Origin of the sequence: Nodosilinea sp. LEGE 07088 (assembly GCF_015207395.1) — a bacterium.
GTDB lineage: Bacteria > Cyanobacteriota > Cyanobacteriia > Phormidesmidales > Phormidesmidaceae > Nodosilinea.
The window spans coordinates 1-12529 of the sequence record NZ_JADEWX010000048.1 but is presented as its reverse complement, the minus strand read 5'-3'; the positions used below and the strand labels follow the sequence as shown (position 1 = coordinate 12529).

At 59.0% G+C, this 12529-nt stretch carries 14 protein-coding genes, 1 tRNA gene and 2 pseudogenes; 12 read left to right on the top strand and 5 right to left on the bottom strand.

All coding sequences use genetic code 11. The features are described 5' to 3' along the window. Positions 1 to 70: 70 nt before the first annotated feature. Positions 71 to 388 carry a DUF1825 family protein gene (locus IQ254_RS13015; RefSeq protein ID WP_193966585.1) on the bottom strand — a complete coding sequence of 106 codons (318 nt, stop codon included), beginning with the start codon at positions 386 to 388 and terminating at the stop codon, positions 71 to 73. A gap of 225 nt (positions 389 to 613) precedes the next feature. Between IQ254_RS13015 and IQ254_RS13010 the strand changes: the two genes are divergently transcribed. The 7 genes from IQ254_RS13010 to IQ254_RS12980 all read left to right on the top strand — a co-directional run bounded on the left by IQ254_RS13010 (position 614) and on the right by IQ254_RS12980 (position 7067). Continuing rightward, positions 614 to 958, top strand: coding sequence for a YbaB/EbfC family nucleoid-associated protein (locus tag IQ254_RS13010; protein WP_193966584.1), 345 nt, complete (start codon positions 614 to 616; stop codon positions 956 to 958). Positions 959 to 968: 10 nt separating this feature from the next. After that, the gene (locus IQ254_RS13005) at positions 969 to 1460 is read left to right on the top strand and encodes a low molecular weight protein-tyrosine-phosphatase (protein ID WP_193966583.1); all 492 of its coding nucleotides are present in this window, start codon (positions 969 to 971) and stop codon (positions 1458 to 1460) included. 10 nt (positions 1461 to 1470) lie between these two features. Continuing rightward, positions 1471 to 3228, top strand: a complete 1758-nt coding sequence (locus tag IQ254_RS13000) for an alpha/beta hydrolase (protein WP_193966582.1) — start codon at positions 1471 to 1473, stop codon at positions 3226 to 3228. Between the two features lie 41 nt (positions 3229 to 3269). Next, positions 3270 to 3761 carry an ATP-dependent zinc protease gene (locus IQ254_RS12995; protein ID WP_193966581.1) on the top strand — a complete coding sequence of 164 codons (492 nt, stop codon included), beginning with the start codon at positions 3270 to 3272 and terminating at the stop codon, positions 3759 to 3761. 32 nt (positions 3762 to 3793) lie between these two features. Then, positions 3794 to 4705: a 30S ribosomal protein S6--L-glutamate ligase gene (gene rimK / locus IQ254_RS12990; RefSeq protein WP_193966580.1), complete on the top strand. Its 912-nt coding sequence runs from the start codon at positions 3794 to 3796 to the stop codon at positions 4703 to 4705. A gap of 224 nt (positions 4706 to 4929) precedes the next feature. Beyond that, positions 4930 to 6255, top strand: coding sequence for an HhoA/HhoB/HtrA family serine endopeptidase (locus IQ254_RS12985; protein ID WP_228040633.1), 1326 nt, complete (start codon positions 4930 to 4932; stop codon positions 6253 to 6255). A 161-nt stretch (positions 6256 to 6416) separates the two neighbouring features. Further along, complete coding sequence (locus IQ254_RS12980) at positions 6417 to 7067, top strand: TIGR04282 family arsenosugar biosynthesis glycosyltransferase (RefSeq protein WP_193966579.1); 651 nt, start codon at positions 6417 to 6419, stop codon at positions 7065 to 7067. Between the two features lie 5 nt (positions 7068 to 7072). On the opposite strand, the gene IQ254_RS12975 is transcribed toward IQ254_RS12980, so the two are convergent. Further along, positions 7073 to 7552: a rhodanese-like domain-containing protein gene (locus tag IQ254_RS12975; protein ID WP_193966578.1), complete on the bottom strand. Its 480-nt coding sequence runs from the start codon at positions 7550 to 7552 to the stop codon at positions 7073 to 7075. 44 nt (positions 7553 to 7596) lie between these two features. Here IQ254_RS12975 and IQ254_RS12970 point away from each other — a divergent pair, with 44 nt between their 5' ends. Then, a complete protein-coding gene (locus IQ254_RS12970; protein WP_193966577.1) occupies positions 7597 to 8292 on the top strand; it encodes a DUF547 domain-containing protein in 696 nt (231 codons plus the stop codon). Between the two features lie 71 nt (positions 8293 to 8363). On the opposite strand, the gene IQ254_RS12965 is transcribed toward IQ254_RS12970, so the two are convergent. Further along, on the bottom strand, positions 8364 to 9107 hold the full coding sequence (locus tag IQ254_RS12965; protein WP_193966576.1) for a TIGR04283 family arsenosugar biosynthesis glycosyltransferase: 744 nt from the start codon (positions 9105 to 9107) through the stop codon (positions 8364 to 8366). Positions 9108 to 9337: 230 nt separating this feature from the next. On the opposite strand from IQ254_RS12965, the gene IQ254_RS12960 reads away from it, so the two are divergent. Together IQ254_RS12960 and IQ254_RS12955 are read left to right on the top strand one after the other, a co-directional pair. After that, positions 9338 to 9410: transfer RNA gene (locus IQ254_RS12960), tRNA-His, on the top strand. Between the two features lie 220 nt (positions 9411 to 9630). Next, a complete protein-coding gene (locus IQ254_RS12955) occupies positions 9631 to 9993 on the top strand; it encodes an alpha-amylase family glycosyl hydrolase (protein ID WP_193966575.1) in 363 nt (120 codons plus the stop codon). On the opposite strand, the gene IQ254_RS12950 is transcribed toward IQ254_RS12955, so the two are convergent. Next, complete coding sequence (locus tag IQ254_RS12950) at positions 9990 to 11405, bottom strand: NupC/NupG family nucleoside CNT transporter (protein WP_193966574.1); 1416 nt, start codon at positions 11403 to 11405, stop codon at positions 9990 to 9992. The genes IQ254_RS12955 and IQ254_RS12950 overlap by 4 nt on opposite strands. A gap of 171 nt (positions 11406 to 11576) precedes the next feature. Between IQ254_RS12950 and IQ254_RS12945 the strand changes: the two genes are divergently transcribed. Both IQ254_RS12945 and IQ254_RS33625 read left to right on the top strand, forming a co-directional pair. Next, positions 11577 to 11846, top strand: coding sequence for a hypothetical protein (locus IQ254_RS12945; protein ID WP_193966573.1), 270 nt, complete (start codon positions 11577 to 11579; stop codon positions 11844 to 11846). A 33-nt stretch (positions 11847 to 11879) separates the two neighbouring features. Next, positions 11880 to 12221 (top strand): annotated as a pseudogene (locus IQ254_RS33625) (PfkB family carbohydrate kinase); the annotation flags it as partial. 102 nt (positions 12222 to 12323) lie between these two features. Here the strand turns inward: IQ254_RS33625 and IQ254_RS33620 are convergent. Then, positions 12324 to 12527: pseudogene (locus IQ254_RS33620) on the bottom strand (acyl-CoA dehydrogenase family protein); the annotation flags it as partial. Positions 12528 to 12529: the final 2 nt, after the last annotated feature.

Sequence of the window (12529 nt, the reverse complement as noted above, 5' to 3'; positions counted from 1 at the left end):
TCACCATAGCTCACGGCCTGATTAGGGTGACACACAATGCAGGCGGTGACCCAAAACAGCCTGGTGTTGCCTAGCTCTCAATTTCAGCCTTCATGCGCTCTAGGGTCTGCTGCATCTGCTGAAACATCATGTCGGGGGTCATGCCAAACTGGTCCAGCTGGGTTTTAAGCTGCTCGACGGTCATCTTGGCCATAAAGTCTTCGGAGAGCTCAAACCGCTTCATAAAAATGTGATAGCGCTCCATCATGGCTTCCATCTGGGCAATGTACATCTTCTTGCCCTCACGGTCAAACTTGCCATAGCTACCCCCCAGTTGCATCAGCGACTGATAGTCCTGAAACAGCTGCATAGCCTCTTGTTGAACGATGTCTGAGTCAAAAAATCCCATGGCTTACGCTAGACCTCCCGTGAGCAACCTCGCACAGCCGCCAGGCAAGCCGAAGTTATCTATATTAAAAAGCGTAGTGTTTAGGTTAACCCGGGCCAAGGGTAGATAACCCTACTTAACTGAAGCTCAATTAATCTCAACTTGCCGCTGGGCGCTAGAATCGTATAGCTGATCAGCGGCACCCGCTTGACGCCGCCAGCGCGCTGTACGTTCGAGAGATACTCCATGTCACAAGGTCAAGGGTTTGGGTTTGGGTTAGGCAAAATGAAGGAGCTCACCGAAGCCTTCAAAAAAGCCCAGCAGATTCAAGAAGGGGCCAAGCAGCTACAAGAAGAACTGGAGCAAATGGAGATTGAAGGTGAGGCGGGCGGCGGCCTGGTGAAGGTAACCATGAGTGGCAACCAGGAACCCAAGGGGGTCACCATTGCCCCTGAAGCCCTCAACGAAGGGGCCGAGGTGCTGTCTGATCTGGTGGCGGCCGCCATGACCGACGCCTACGAAAAGTCGACCGCTACCATGCGCGATCGCATGGAAGTGCTCACCGGCGGTCTCAACCTGCCTGGCCTCTAGGCAGCATTCCATGACCACCACTCACCTGTTATTTGTCTGCCTGGGCAACATCTGTCGTTCGCCCTCGGCCGAAAACATCATGAACCATCTGATTCAGCAGCGGCAGCTGGGCGATCGGATGGTGTGCGATTCAGCGGGCACTGCTAGCTATCATGTGGGCAGTGCTCCCGACCGCCGTATGGCCCAGGCTGCCAGGGCTCAGGGTATTGAGCTAGTGGGTCGAGCCCGGCAGTTCGAGGCCATCGACCTCGACCGTTTCGACTATGTTTTGGCGATGGATCGGCAGAACTATCGCGACATTCTCGCCCTTGACTCCAGGGGGCAACATCGCGACAAGGTACGGCTGATGTGCGATTTTTGCCGCCGCCACCCCGACCAGGAAGTGCCCGACCCCTACTACGGTGGCCCTGAGGGCTTTGCCTACGTCATCGACCTCCTCCAGGATGCCTGTGAAGGGTTAATCGACCACGTCCTAGACCATCCCGTAGCCACCCCCCAGTAAGGCTTCACCTATGGTTATGACGTTTAGCGGTCTCGCCCGCCTGTGCTTTGGTAAGCAAACCGCCCGGCCCTGGCTGCGGCGCGGGGTTGCTTTGATGATTGGGCTACTGGGGGCGATGGCCTCGGCTGCGCCCGGCTACGCGGCCGAAGAGCTGATAGTTTCCTTTGGCATTTTGCAACGGGCCATAGCCATCACCGACCTAGAGCGGTTTACCACCACTGGCGAACTGACCCCCCAGCTAAAAATCTACAGCCAGCAGCTGGGGCTATCTGGGGAGCAGCTCGGGCAGATCCGTCAGGTGCTGAGCACTCCGGTCGATCTAAGCCCGGTGGCGGTGGCGCAGTTTCTCTACACTGAGCAGGGGGTGCTGCTGCTTGAGCAGATTGGCCGAGTTGTGCAGACCCCTGTGGGCGAGGCTAACATGCAGGCATTGCGAGGGGCCTTGATCTTAGCGGCGGCTGATCCTGAGGGCAGCTTGACCCTGCTCAATGTGCTCAAGACCTATCCCACGTTAACCATGCACATTGACCTGGGCGAGGGCTTAGTCATTGCCCAGGAGCTGAACCAAGCTATTTTGCAATCAGAGGCCGCCTTTAACCAGGTGCGAGCGATCGCCGCCGCCGAAGCCGAGGCTAACCCCGTTGATACTGCCGCCCTGCTGCAGCTGGTGCAGAGCGAGCGCCAGTATGGCATCGACAGCATTCAGGTGGTGGTGCCGGGTCTGCCCCGACCGGTACAGCTCTATTTGCCTGAGGTGCGATCGGGGCAACGGGCTCCCTCTGGCGGCTTTCCGCTGGTGGTGATTTCCCACGGCCTCGGCGGCACTCGCAACAGCTTCGCCTACCTGGCCGAATATCTGGCCAGTGCTGGCATTGCGGCGGTCACCCTGGAACATGCCGGCAGCAATGACCAACAGCTCTTGGCACTGCTGAGAGGGCAGTCAAATGCCATCGTGCAAGACGAAGAATTTCTGCGTCGACCGGCGGATGTGTCGCTCACCCTGAATACCCTGAGCAGTCTCAACAACAACCGCTCACCTATCCAGGGGCAGCTAAATTTAGATCGAGTAGGGATAACGGGCCAATCCTTTGGCGGTTACACGGCGCTGGCCCTAGCCGGAGCTACCTTCGACATCGACGGTTTGGCTGCGGCCTGCCCCCCCAGCACCCTATCCTTTAACCCATCGCTGTTATTACAATGTCAGGCCGCAGACCTGGGCGACCCTGGCGATCGCCTCAGCGATGACCGGGTAGATTCGATCTTTGTCATCAATCCAATTGGCAGCGTTTTGTTTGGTGAACCTGGCTATGGCCAGCTGGCCGTGCCGATCCTGGTGGTGGCCGGTACGGCTGACACGGTCGCGCCAGCCTTCCCGGAGCAAATTCAGCCCTTTACCTGGCTGACGGTGCCCCAGCGCTACCTGCTGCTGATTACCCCAGGCACTCACTTTGCGGCCATCGGAGATGTGGCAACAGGCGTTCAGCCGGTGCCCATTCCGCCAGAGATTATTGGCCCCAGCCCCGAGCTGGTGTGGAGCTATATGCAGGTGTTGGGGCTAGCCTACTTTAAGCTCACCCTAGAAAATGATCAGCGGTTTGCGCCAATGCTGAGTGCTGCGTTTGCTGCGGCCCTCGGGGGCGATCCGTACTCCCTAGGCTTGGTGAATACCTTCACCGCTGAAGATTTAGACCGTGGGCTAGACGCAGAACCCGCCGAGAACATGGATGACGGACGAGAGAATCTGCCAACTCCTTCCCCTACTCCCTAGAGTGAAATCGCGTCCCGTCCTGTTATGCTCTGAGAGGTAGTATGAGTTCTGGCGCTGTACCGACCGCGATCATTGGTTGGCGAGAATGGGTCGCTTTACCGGCCCTCGGCGTTGACGCCACAAAAGCCAAAATTGATACTGGAGCCCGGTCTTCGGCTCTCCATGCGTTCAATGTGGAGCGGTTTGAGCACGACGGCAAACCTATGGTGCGGTTTCAGGCTCACCCTATTCAGCGGAATGACGATGATGTGGTCACTGCAGAGGCGGCTCTGCTCGAAGACCGGGTTGTGCGCAACTCGGGGGGGCAGTCAGAACTACGGCCCGTGATTGAAACGCCGGTACAGGTCGGCGAAGCCGTCTGGGTGATTGAGCTGACCTTAACCAACCGCGACCAGATGGGCTTTCGGATGCTGCTGGGGCGTCAGGCCGTGCGCCATCGTTACCTGGTTGACCCTGGGCGATCTTTCCTGCACCCCTTGTCCAGTCAGCCCCCTGGGTTCGGCCAGTCTGCTCTAACCCCCGACGACCGCTAAGCTCTACCGGCAAGGATTACGCCTAAGGCACCATGAAAATCGCAATCTTATCTAGGGATGCTACGCTCTACTCGACCCAGCGGCTCAAGACTGCCGGGGAAGAACGTGGCCACGACATACAGGTGATTGACCACCTGCGCTGCTACATGAATATCACCTCCCATCAGCCTAAGGTGATGTACCAGGGCCAGCCCATTGTCGATATCGAGGCCGTGATCCCTCGCATTGGGGCGTCGAATACGTTCTATGGCACGGCGGTGGTGCGCCAGTTTGAAATTATGGGGGTGTTTACGGCCAATTCTTCGATGGCGATCTCGCGATCGCGCGACAAACTGCGATCGCTCCAGATCATGGCCCGCCGGGGCATCGGTCTGCCGGTAACCGGCTTCGCCCACTCCACCAAAGACATTGATGGGTTGGTAGACATTGTCGGCGGTGCGCCCCTGGTGATTAAGCTGCTGGAAGGTACCCAGGGGATTGGTGTGGTGCTGGCCGAGACCCAACAGGCGGCCAAGTCGGTGATTGAGGCCTTTCGCGGGCTCGATGCCAATATTTTGGTGCAGGAGTTTATCAAAGAGGCGGGCGGCATGGATCTGCGCTGCTTTGTGATAGGCGACAAGGTGGTCGCTGCCATGAAGCGCCAGGGTGCTCCTGGAGAATTTCGCTCAAACCTGCACCGGGGTGGTTCGGCAACTAAGGTGCGCCTCACCCCCCAAGAGCGCAGCACTGCCGTTCGTGCTGCCAAGGCTATGGGGCTGCGGGTAGCCGGGGTCGACCTACTGCGCTCTAGCCACGGCCCGGTGGTGATGGAGGTCAACTCGTCACCGGGGCTAGAGGGTATTGAAAAAGCCACTGGCATCGACGTGGCGGGCAAAATTATCGATTTTGTAGCTAAGCATGCCGCCCCCGAAAAAGACAAAGACAACGATCGCATCCAGTATTAGGGGAGTCGCTTGGCGTAAGTTCAGGAAGTGCTGGCGTAGGAGAGCAGAGGAAGCAGGGGGGCTGCGGTGGTCTATCATCTGCCAACCTATACTGGCCGAGTCTGGCTACCACCTGAGCAATCGTGTTGTCTCTCAACTGTCACCCTAAAGGGGGGCAAAGTGTCACAGCACCGCCACGGCCTTGCCATGGCCCTGCCATACCATGAATCTATGGTAGAAACATCATGCGAGAGCTTAACGAGGTAACAGCAATGGAGAAGGATGGTTCTAGGCGCGGCATTCGCCCCGCGGCCAAATCATTTGCCCTGGTACTACTAGGTGCGGGTATCGCTACTGCCGGGGGCCATACCCTCAGCACCCTGGTGCAACCTGAAAACGCTAGCCCTACCGCCACCGATGTCTTTTGGGACAATGGTCTTTGGGGCCTTGGCGACAACGAGACTCCCGATCACGAAGTCCAGTCGCAGAACATCCAGCCCAACGACCTCGATGCCAACGAACTCGATAACCGCGTGGCGATCGCGCCCTCGGTATCAGGCCCCAACATCATTGCCGATATTGTCAGCCAGGTGGGGCCGTCAGTGGTGCGCATCGACGCGGCTCGCACGGTGCAGAGCAATCTGCCGCCCATGTTCCAAGATCCATTCTTCCGTCAGTTCTTCGGCGATCGGGTGCCGATTCCCCAGGGTGAGCAGGTGCAGCGCGGCGTGGGCTCCGGCTTTATCACCTCCGCCGATGGCCAGATTATTACCAACGCCCATGTGGTGGCGGGGGCCGACCAGGTCGATGTCACCCTCCAGGATGGCCGCAGTTTTACAGGCCGGGTAATGGGGGCCGATTCAGTCACCGATGTGGCGGTGATCAAAATTGAGGCCAGCAACCTGCCTACGGTAGCAATTAGCAACTCCGACCAGATTCAGCCCGGCGAGTGGGCGATCGCCATTGGCAACCCCCTCGGGCTCGACAGCACCGTGACGGCTGGCATCATTAGCGCCACCGGTCGCTCCAGCCGCGAGGTGGGTGTGCCCGACAAGCGGGTTGACTTTATTCAAACCGATGCGGCCATCAACCCCGGTAACTCGGGCGGGCCATTGCTCAACCTCAATGGCGAAGTGATTGGCGTCAACACCGCCATTATCCAGGGGGCCCAGGGTCTGGGCTTTGCTATCCCCATCAACACGGTGCAGCGCATCAGCGCCCAGCTGATCGAAACCGGACGGGTTGAGCACGCCTATCTGGGCATTCAGATGGTGACCCTGTCACCTGAGATGAAGCAAAACATCAACAACGACCCCAACCGTCCCTTTGATGTCGCCGATGACGCAGGGGTGCTGATTGCTCGGGTCATGCCCAACTCTCCAGCGCAGCGGGGCGGGCTGCGCTCGGGCGATGTGATTGTGTCAATCGCCGGACAGCCCGTCAAAGACAGCAGCTCTGTGCAGCAGGTGGTAGAGGGCACCCAGGTGGGCCAAGACCTGGCGCTTACCCTCCGCCGCGATGGTCGTGAGCAAACCGTGACGGTACGCCCCGGCAACCTACCCAACCAGTAATGCATCTACCCGGCTCCTCTCGGTTCCTTGGGGTGGAGGAGTTGATGCAGCGGGCGCGGCCAAAGCCGCGCCCATTTTTTTTGAGAGTGATGGGCTCACGGGTCATAGGATGCCCCTACGGCTGCGACCCCTTAGGATAGAGACAGTTTGCCACCCATGCCATGGCTCCCGATCGATCTCAGTCCTCGCCAGCCTGCGGGCTATTGATGTTTTCTCGCTACCCCGAGCCGGGGCGCACCAAAACCCGGCTGATTCCCTACCTCGGCCCCGAGGGGGCGGCGGCGTTGCAGCAACGCATGACTGAGCATGTGCTGAGTCGAGTGACCGCCGCCGCCCAGATACTGCCCCTGACAATCACGGTGCACTTTGCCGGCGGTACCCAGGGCCAAATGCAGGCCTGGTTGGGAGAAGAGGTTACCTGCTATCCCCAGGCGGAAGGCAGTCTGGGCGATCGCCTGAGGGCCGCTTTTCAGCAGAGCTTTGACCAGGGCTACTGCGGTGCGATCGCCATTGGCAGCGACTGCCCCGCCCTCGGCCAGGGGCATCTGGCCGAGGCTCTGGCCGCCCTCAACCGAGTCGATGTCGTGCTCGGCCCGGCTACCGACGGTGGCTACTACCTGATCGGGCTGCGTCGGCCAGAGCCAACGCTATTTCACGCCATTGACTGGGGCACCGACCAGGTGCTGACCCAAACCCTAACCGTCGCTGCCAACCAGGGCCTCAGCGTCGAGCTGCTGTCGCCCCTCACCGATATCGATCGCCCTGGGGACCTGCCCCAGTGGGAGCAAATTTTGGCCAATGCTGCCGAGTGAGAGGGTCACTCCTCGAGCCGATGCCCTAGCCCCGGCTTCAGTAACAGCCCCCAGAGCGGGTTAAACGGGTGCACGGCCTCTACAGGTTGCCCGTCACTCACCAGCGATCGCCCCTCGTTGGCCCAGCGAAACGCCGACCCTGACAGGTTATAGACCTGGGTATAACCCGCCTCCCGCAACTGGCCCACCAGCCGACCCGAGCGATAGCCTACCGAGCAGTAGGCCACAATTGGTTGGTGGCAGGCTATCCCTAGGGCCAGAGCTGCGTCTAGGTTGGGGGTAAGGTGGGCTTGGGGCAGATGGCTAACCGCAAATTCATAGTCTCGGCGCACATCGAGCAAAATAGGTAAAGGCTCTTGGCCCTGGCTTAACCAATCGGCAAGACGTTGGGTCGTCAGGGTGGGCAGGCCAGGAAACGTCTGCTCTATCCAGCGGTTGACGGCCCACCAGGCGGTTGTCCGGATGGGGTTAATCAGGGCTGTCATTGGAGACATACATACGCACAGCGCCCAGGCGCAGGAGATCGTCAATGCTGAATTTTACCCCCTGGGATACCCTGCTTCAGACCTATGTCGATGACCAGGGACGCGTGGACTATCGCCGCTGGCAGCAGGAGGCCGTGAATGAGCTAGACGCCTGGATCGCGACTATGCCCCACAGCCTCGATAGCCTCACCCCAGAAGCATCCCTGGCCCTGCTGATCAACCTGTACAATGCCCTGGCGATTCGGCAGGTGCTCAGGCTCTACCCCATCGACTCGATTTTGCCCAAGCTGCTGGGGCTGCCAAACTGGCTGGGGTTTTGGCGGTTTTTTAGTCACCCGCTCTACGAGCTGAATGGCACTACCCTAAGCCTCAACGGCATTGAGCACGGCACGCTGCGTCCCCAGTTCAAAGAGTCCCGCATTCACTTTGCCCTGGTGTGCGCTGCCGGGGGATGCCCCATTTTACGCAACGAGGCCTACTGGCCCGACATCGTCGAAGCCCAGCTCGAAACCGATGCCCACCGCTTCATTCACAACCCCGACAAAGTACGCTACGACGCCGAGGCTGGGGTGCTCTACTGCAGCAAAATTTTTAAGTGGTATGGCGAAGATTTTTTGCGGGTGGCACCCTCGGTGCCCGACTATATTGGCACCTATCTCTCTCCTTCTAGACCCCTGTCAGCCCTAACTAAGATCGAGTACCTGCCCTACGACTGGGGGCTAAACCAGCCATTGGCTTAAGGTTTGGTCAGGTCAATTGCCCAGTTGATAGCGCACCGACCCATTCCCTCGCCGATACATTCCCCCACCCTCTATCGCACCTCTTCGTAAAACCGCTTCAGGGTGACAGCAGGCACCCCTATCCCCCAGAGAAAGCCAATCATCAGGTAAATGATGTTGGCCTTGAGCGCTCCCCAGGCCGCGACTCGACGGTCAGACGATTGCACCACGCGGTTAATTTGACGAATGCGACCCCGGCGGCAGAGCTTAAGGCACAGGTCAGCTTCTTCCATAATCGGCAGGGTAGGGTCAAAGCCACCGCAGGCCAAAAAGTCGGCCCGGCGACAAAACATCACCTGATCGCCAAACAGCAGTCGCAGCCCGTGGGCAAAAAATAAGTAGGGGCGAAATAGCAGCGGCGCATAGTAGGTCTTGAGGGTGTTGTGCAGCGAAATGCCCCAGCGAATCGATCGCGGCCCGGTCATGAGTGAGATAAATCCGCCACAGGCAACGGTCTGCTGGGCCAAGGTTCTCTGCACAACGCCTACCAGGTCACCGGGCACTAGCGTGTCGGCATGGAGAAAGCACAATACCTGGCCGTTAGCTGCGGTAGCTCCTAAATTCATTTGCACCGAGCGACTGGGGGCAGGCGCTTGAAGGATGGTAAGCGGCAGGCGATCGCTATAGGTGTGAGCAATGGCCAGGGTGCGATCGCCGCTACCACCATCGACGATCACCACCTCATCGGGGGGCGGGTTAAGGGTCTGCAACCGACCCAGAGTGCGCCCCAGACAATCGGCTTCGTTCCAGGTGGGGATAATGATAGAAACCGACATAAGCTCCAGCCAGCAGGACAATCTAACCGTAATACGGCACCGGCCCAAAATTAAAATAGATGGATAGAACCAAAGGCAGGGGCATAGTCACATCTGGTTAGAGGGGAACATCGCGCTGATTAACGGGGGCGGGTGGATGCCTAGGTTCTGATCCGACTTCTCCCCTAGAAACTTCCTGTGGCCATGGCAAACGGCCCATTATCGGTGCTATATTGAGAAACGCAAATATGGCGGGTGTAGCCAAGTGGTTAAGGCAGTGGGTTGTGGTCCCACCATTCGAGGGTTCGATTCCCTTCACTCGCCCTGGCTATTTTAAGGGTTAATACCATAGACTAGCCGTCGATAACGATGGTGGCATTCTTTTCAGCCGTTAGGTAGTTTCTGCGAAAGCAGATACCCCCAGGTAGAGGCGCAGGGTCTGCGCCCTCGAGAGAAAACAAAATACCCAGGTAGGATGGGCAAAGCTTGCGTGCCCATCAAAGCAATTTCCTGGTGATGGGCACTGAAATACTGGGGCGAGTGGATGCTTGACACCATCGGGGCCGATGGCTTTCGCCTTGACGCCATCCAACACATCAACGGCGACTTCTTTAACGAGTGGCTCGACCACCTCGAAGCCCACACCGGGCGCGATCTGTTCTGCGTCGGCGAATACTGGACCTACGACTTCGGCACCCTCAGCTGGTACATCGGCAACGCTGGGGGGCGGCTCAACCCCATATCCAGGGGCCGATTTATACCAATGAGTACGGCTGGGCCGAGTTCCGCTGCCGTGGCGGGTCGGTGTCGGTGTGGGTGGAAAAAAATCCGCTGCTGTCTCAGCTCGAAGGGCTGTCAATTGATTAGGGCTGTTGGCAAAATAACTCGGTTGCTAACGTTCTCTTAGCGCCCCAGTACTGCTGCGCCCTCGTAGAAAAAGATCCCCGCGACACAGCCGGTCATCAGGGTAGCGAGGGTGCCCGCCCAGAGAGCTTTCCAGGCGATATCGCTAATATCTTTGCGCCGCGAGGGCACAATGCCCGCCAGCCCCCCGACAAAGATACCCACCGAGGGCAAGTGGGCGAAACCGCAGAGCGTATAGCTGACGATTACCAGGGCGCGATCGCTCAGGGTGCCCTCTGCACTGGCATTGGCCAGGGCAATATAGGGCGGAATCGCCGTCTCCAGAAACCGTCGCCCGATCAATTGCGACGACAGCCATAGCTCGTTCCAGTCGAGGGAAACCCCGGTCAAAAAAGTGAGGGGCAAAAACAGTGCCCCCATAATGTTTTGCAGGGTGATGATGCTAAATATCTGACCGATGGCGCTCAGCAGGCCAATATCACTGGTCGATAGGCTCGCCAGGCGGGCAAAGACCAGATTGAGCAGGGCAATCAACCCCAGAATGGCGATCAGCGCGGCGGCGATGCCCACGGCCATTTTGACCCCGTCAAGAGCCCCCAAAATCAGGCTATCCATGGGGCTTTGGCGATCGTCTTCGGCAATGTCTATCTCAGGCACTTTGCCGAGGGTTTCGGGGGTGCCCTGTTCGGGTACCAAAATCTTGGCCAGCACAAATGCGGCGGGAATGGTCAGCACCGAGGCCGACATCAGGTGCCCGGCAATGGCGGGGAACGTGGGCCGCAGGGGCACAGCGTAGATGCCCAACACGGTGGAGGCAATGGAGCCAAAGCAGGAGGCTAGAATGGCGCACAGTTCGCTGCGGGTCATGCGCTCTAGAAAGGGCTTGATGGCGATCGCCGACTCAATGCCGACAAAAATATTCGCCCCCCCGGCCAGGGCCTCGGCCCCGCTGATATTCATCGCCCAGCGAAAGAAACGGGCAAACACCCGCACCACTGGCTGAATTACTCCCAGGTTATACAGCAGCGAAAAAATAGCGGCAAAGAACACCACCTGGGGCAACGAGCGAAAGGCAAAAACATAGCCCAAATCGAGGTTGGCAGCCCCGAGGCGATCGCCCGGCACAGGCGTAAAGGGTTGGGTTAGGGCGCGGGCAATCCAGCGACCGGCCCCGGCAGGGCCAACGGATTGGTTGGGGTCGGGCACAAAGATGGGGCCAAATAAAAACCGCGCCCCAGCGTCGGAGGCATCAATCAGGGCGTTGAGAATGGAGCTAAGCCATACCACCAGTTCTCGGGTAAACGGCAGCAGAAAAACCAGCATGCCCACCACCAGCTGAATGCCAATGCCCCACTGAATAACTTTCCACGGCACCTGCCGCCGATCTTCAGAACCCAGCCAGGCAATCAAGCAAAGCCCAAACATACCCAGCAGCGAAATTAAACGCAGTGCCATCGCGTGCTCATTCTCCCTGTGACCTAAAAGCCTGCCACCGAATTATGCCGAAGAACGCTGCCCGTGAGTCGTGCTTTTCTAGAACTTAACTAATTGGGGGGAAGGGTAGGAGGGGGGTAAAACTTTTGGCGGGGCCAGGTTGTGACGGTGCCTCTGGCCCATAATGGAGCTATGGAAGCTTTTTCACCTTTTCCTCCCAGCTGGGCCGAGGCTGCTAGCCACGCCACCGAGTTTTGCTGTCCCCAGTGCGGGGCCGAAAGCCGCCAGGCCAAAGCAGTGTGGATCAACCGGCGATCGCCGGTTTATGGCATTGATCACCGCCGCAAGTGGCAGGAGTTTTACCACTGTGGCGAATGCGAAACGCCGTGGTGGGCCTGGAGCAGCGATCGCCCGCCGTCGCCCTATGGCCAGCCCGATGAGGAAGAAAGTGAGCTGTTTTAATCGGCATTAACCAACGGGCTGAGTAGATTTGCCATGCCGCACACCCTCTACGTCTTAGGCAGTTTGAATATGGATCTGGTGTGCCGCACTCCCCGCCTGCCCCAGCCAGGGGAAACCATTTTGGGCACCCAGTTTGCCACGCTGCCCGGTGGCAAGGGGGCCAACCAGGCCGTCGCCGCCGCCCGTTTGGGGGCCGATACGGCGATGGTGGGCCGGGTCGGCCAGGATGATTTTGGTACTCAGCTGATTCAGGGGTTACAGGCCGTGGGGGTAGAGACCAGTGGGGTGGCCATGGCACCTGGGGTATCGACCGGGGTGGCGGCGATCGCAGTGGATGACACAGGCCGCAACACCATTGTGGTCATCCCCGGTGCCAACGGCCAGGTGAGCGTCGCAGATGTGGATCGTCTGACGGCTCGGCTATCGCCGGGGGATAGTTTGCTGCTTCAGTTTGAGGTGCCGCTGCCGCCGATAATGGCCGCCGCCCAGGCCGCCCAGCTCTTCCGAGAACGGCGCGCCCAGGATGCCCAGCTCCTCGGCGAAGGCCTTCCAGACATCAGGCCGCCAGCCCGGCTCCTTGGAGACCGCGGCCCGACGCTTGTCGAAGTCGTAGTGGTCCGCCAGGTACGCCGCGACCGTGTCGCGCAGCATCGACTGTTCTTCGGTGAAGCTGAAATCCATCG

What these genes read in the sequence shown, in the direction of transcription:
- IQ254_RS12970 (WP_193966577.1), top strand. Translation starts at nt 7,597, where the DNA reads ATGCTGAATTTTACCCCCTGGGATACCCTGCTTCAGACCTATGTCGAT.
- IQ254_RS12995 (WP_193966581.1), top strand. Translation starts at nt 3,270, where the DNA reads ATGAGTTCTGGCGCTGTACCGACCGCGATCATTGGTTGGCGAGAATGG.
- rimK (WP_193966580.1), top strand. Translation starts at nt 3,794, where the DNA reads ATGAAAATCGCAATCTTATCTAGGGATGCTACGCTCTACTCGACCCAG.
- IQ254_RS12985 (WP_228040633.1), top strand. Translation starts at nt 4,930, where the DNA reads ATGCGAGAGCTTAACGAGGTAACAGCAATGGAGAAGGATGGTTCTAGG.
- IQ254_RS12965 (WP_193966576.1), bottom strand. Translation starts at nt 9,107, where the DNA reads ATGTCGGTTTCTATCATTATCCCCACCTGGAACGAAGCCGATTGTCTG.
- IQ254_RS13015 (WP_193966585.1), bottom strand. Translation starts at nt 388, where the DNA reads ATGGGATTTTTTGACTCAGACATCGTTCAACAAGAGGCTATGCAGCTG.
- IQ254_RS13005 (WP_193966583.1), top strand. Translation starts at nt 969, where the DNA reads ATGACCACCACTCACCTGTTATTTGTCTGCCTGGGCAACATCTGTCGT.
- IQ254_RS12955 (WP_193966575.1), top strand. Translation starts at nt 9,631, where the DNA reads ATGCTTGACACCATCGGGGCCGATGGCTTTCGCCTTGACGCCATCCAA.
- IQ254_RS12945 (WP_193966573.1), top strand. Translation starts at nt 11,577, where the DNA reads ATGGAAGCTTTTTCACCTTTTCCTCCCAGCTGGGCCGAGGCTGCTAGC.
- IQ254_RS13000 (WP_193966582.1), top strand. Translation starts at nt 1,471, where the DNA reads ATGGTTATGACGTTTAGCGGTCTCGCCCGCCTGTGCTTTGGTAAGCAA.
- IQ254_RS12950 (WP_193966574.1), bottom strand. Translation starts at nt 11,405, where the DNA reads ATGGCACTGCGTTTAATTTCGCTGCTGGGTATGTTTGGGCTTTGCTTG.
- IQ254_RS13010 (WP_193966584.1), top strand. Translation starts at nt 614, where the DNA reads ATGTCACAAGGTCAAGGGTTTGGGTTTGGGTTAGGCAAAATGAAGGAG.
- IQ254_RS12975 (WP_193966578.1), bottom strand. Translation starts at nt 7,552, where the DNA reads ATGACAGCCCTGATTAACCCCATCCGGACAACCGCCTGGTGGGCCGTC.
- IQ254_RS12980 (WP_193966579.1), top strand. Translation starts at nt 6,417, where the DNA reads ATGGCTCCCGATCGATCTCAGTCCTCGCCAGCCTGCGGGCTATTGATG.